This is a genomic window from Cryomorphaceae bacterium, assembly GCA_007695365.1.
GTDB lineage: Bacteria > Bacteroidota > Bacteroidia > Flavobacteriales_D > SKUL01 > SKUL01.
This window is the reverse complement of the sequence record REDV01000001.1, coordinates 1-3,215: the sequence shown is the minus strand read 5'-3', so window position 1 is coordinate 3,215 and position 3,215 is coordinate 1. Positions and strand designations below refer to the sequence as shown.

Sequence of the window (3,215 nt, the reverse complement as noted above, 5' to 3'; positions counted from 1 at the left end):
GGCGAAGGCTGCAAAGGGTGACGTAAGGGCGGCTCAGGAGTTATTGGATCGGGGGTTTGGGAAGTCGAAACAGTTTATTGACCACACAACAGATGGACAGGCTATATCACAGATAAATGTAACGATAAAGCGCAAAGAATGAGATCGTTAAACTACGAAACCACCGAAGATTTTACCTCCCTGCATGACCCGGCAGACCCGGACTACAATTGCAGGTATAAGGTTTTTTACGGGGGCCGTGGTGGGCGTAAAAGCTGGGAATTTGCGAGGGCACTAATCAGCGAAGCAATACAAAAAAAAGTTCTGGTATTGTGCACCCGCGAAATTCAAAACAGCATTGGGGACTCAGTGTTGCGACTGCTTGCAAATCAGATAGAACTGATGGGCGTTTCGCATCTGTTTGAAGTGCAGAAAACCACAATCATCGGAAAAAATGGCAGTGAGTTCGTTTTCAAAGGCTTAAACGGCATGACAATAGACAGTATAAAATCATTTGAAGGCGTCGACTTCTGCTGGGTAGAAGAAGCGCACAGTGTATCAGAGCGGTCGTGGTCGATATTGATTCCCACCATCCGCAAGCCTGGAAGTAAAATTTATATCTCCTTCAATCCCGATTTAAAAACAGACCCGGTTTATGTTCGGTTTGTTGATAACACCCCGCCAAACACCTGTTTGAAATTCGTTACCTACCTGGACAATCCAGACCGGACTCAGGAGTTAATTGAAGAAGCTGAATATTTGAAAAAGGTTGATTACGACGCATACAGTCACATTTGGCTCGGTAACGTTCGGGCACATTCAGAGGCACAAATATTCGCGGGCAAGTATTCAGTAGAATCATTCGACATCGATAGCACTTTCGGAGCTCCTATGTTCGGGGCAGACTGGGGTTTTTCGGTTGACCCGACCACACTAATCAAAATTTACATCAAAGACAAAACGATATACATCCGGTCAGAGGCTTATAAGGTTGGTTGCGAAGTTGACGACACGCCAGGGCTCTTTAGCAATATACCGGAGTCTAAAAATTACGTGATTCGCGCAGATAATGCAAGACCGGAAATGATTAGCTTTGTGAAGAACAAAGGGTTCAGGATCGAAGCGGCTGAAAAATGGCCCGGATGCGTTGAAGATCGTATTAGTTTTTTGCGTAGCTTTGAAAGAATTATAATTCATCCTGATTGCAAACATACTGCTGAAGAAATGAGGCTATACAGCTATAAGGTTGACAAGCGCACACAGGACGTTTTACCTGATATTGTTGATAAGCATAATCACTGCATCGATGCAATTGGCTATGCTATCACGCCTATTATAAGAAAAAAAGCAACTAACTGGACATTATAAGATGCAATTCTTCGCAAGCAACATAAAAAAGGAATTGGCCGACATGCAACAGAAGTTTGACGCGGCCATGCAGAATAATCAGGATTGGGAACGATTCGCAAAACAGTTTTACAAATATCTGCAATCGCGGATTCACGTACCTACCTACGAACGCTTTGAAGATTACATCAAATACGCATACAGTTACAACAGCACAGTTTATTCAATCATCAACCGCCGGGCTTCAGTCGCAAAATCGCTTCAGTGGCTGGTGTACCGTGTGAAGAACAAGCAGAAGCAAAGGCAGTACAAAGCATTGGGGACGAAAGACTTCAATCTAAAGACCGCAATCGAACTGAAAAACTCAGGGTTGGAAGAAGTAGAAGGCACGGAACTGAACGAACTGTTAGAAAATCCGAATGCCTATGAAAGCTGGGCGGCCATCATCGAAACAATGATGATTTACCGCGACACGACCGGAAACAGCTATTTATACATGGTTTTCAATCCGGCAACACGCAAACCGATAGGGCTGCACATCTTACCGGGCGACAAAACGCGAATAGTTGGAGGCACGTACTTAGAGCCGATATTGGGCTACAGGCTTGACGAAGTGACACAGGAAATATTACCGAAAGAAAACATACTTCACTGGAAGTACCCCAATCCGCAATGGACACCAGACGGGCGTAGTTTATACGGAATGCCACCACTTAAAGCCGCCGCGCGCGTGATCGCCGGTGATAACGCCGCGGTTGATGCACAATTACACGCATTCATTAATGAAGGGGTGAAAGGCATCATAACCGGAACGCAACATACCGATATAGATTTCACGCAGGAGCAGGGCGAACGGTTGAAAAAATCATGGGAAAAGAACAAAGGCCCAAAAGCGAAGAACGATGTAGCTTTTAACCGGGCCCCATTGAACTGGCTTAAAATCGGTGAAACTCCGGTTGACCTCGGAGCGTTGCAAGCAAGGTCAATGAATAAGGAAGACATTTGTGCAATATTTCGTGTACACCCTGCATTAATAAGTAATGAAGCAAGTACGTTGAACAACATGGACAACGCGATTAAATCACTGGTGACGCAATCGGTGATTCCTGATGTGAATGATTTCCGTGATTTGCTTAATTCGCAATTTACCTACCATTTTGGCGAGGAGTATTATATTGATTATGATTTAATGGCGATTCCAGAACTACAGGAAGACCTGGAGAAGTTGAGCCGGACATTGCAAGGAATGGATTGGGTAACAGCGAATGAGAAGCGAACCGCCACGCAATACGACCGTTACGAAGACATGGCGGCTGATCGGCTGTACCAAAACACGGGACAAATACCGTTAGGAATGGACTTTGACACAAGTTTTGATAATATACCGGAGTTATGATGAACTGGAGACAAATAGACCGGCTAAGAGTAAGCCACATACGCAAAGCACAGCGCTTGTTAAACACTATGCTTCGTGATATTCGTGCTGATTTGAAACGGTCGTTAGCCAACACAGACAGCGCAACTGAGATTGAAACGATTGTGAATAACTTTACCTTCGATGAGCAGAAAGTTTGGGACGCTTGGTATAAAATATATCAGGATACCGGGATGGCATTTGCTGAAAAACATTATCGACACCTGAAGGGTTCAGAAAAAAACTATGCAAAAAAAGACATAAACGATACTTTGCGCCGGAGCGTATGGCTGCAAAAGTTGTTGCAATACGTGGACACGGAATGCGGCGACCTTATACAGAACACCACCCGCGCCATGTTCTCAGGTATTCAGAGCAACGCACAGAAAGCAATACGGGCCGGAGCCGAGAACGGATGGGGAGCGCAACGGATCACAGATGAAATAATTTCTTTGCAGGGTCAGATGGATAATTT

3 protein-coding genes are annotated in these 3,215 nt (G+C 44.9%); all 3 read left to right on the top strand.

The features are described from left to right. The first annotated feature begins 138 nt into the window (after positions 1–138). Positions 139–1,347: a PBSX family phage terminase large subunit gene (locus EA392_00015; GenBank protein TVR42806.1), complete on the top strand. Its 1,209-nt coding sequence runs from the start codon at positions 139–141 to the stop codon at positions 1,345–1,347. 1 nt (position 1,348) lies between these two features. Next, positions 1,349–2,722 (top strand): phage portal protein, encoded by a 1,374-nt coding sequence (locus EA392_00010; protein ID TVR42805.1) that lies wholly within the window; start codon positions 1,349–1,351, stop codon positions 2,720–2,722. Next, on the top strand, positions 2,719–3,215 hold a 497-nt coding region (locus EA392_00005; GenBank protein ID TVR42804.1), incomplete at its 3' end, for a hypothetical protein. The genes EA392_00010 and EA392_00005, both read left to right, overlap by 4 nt.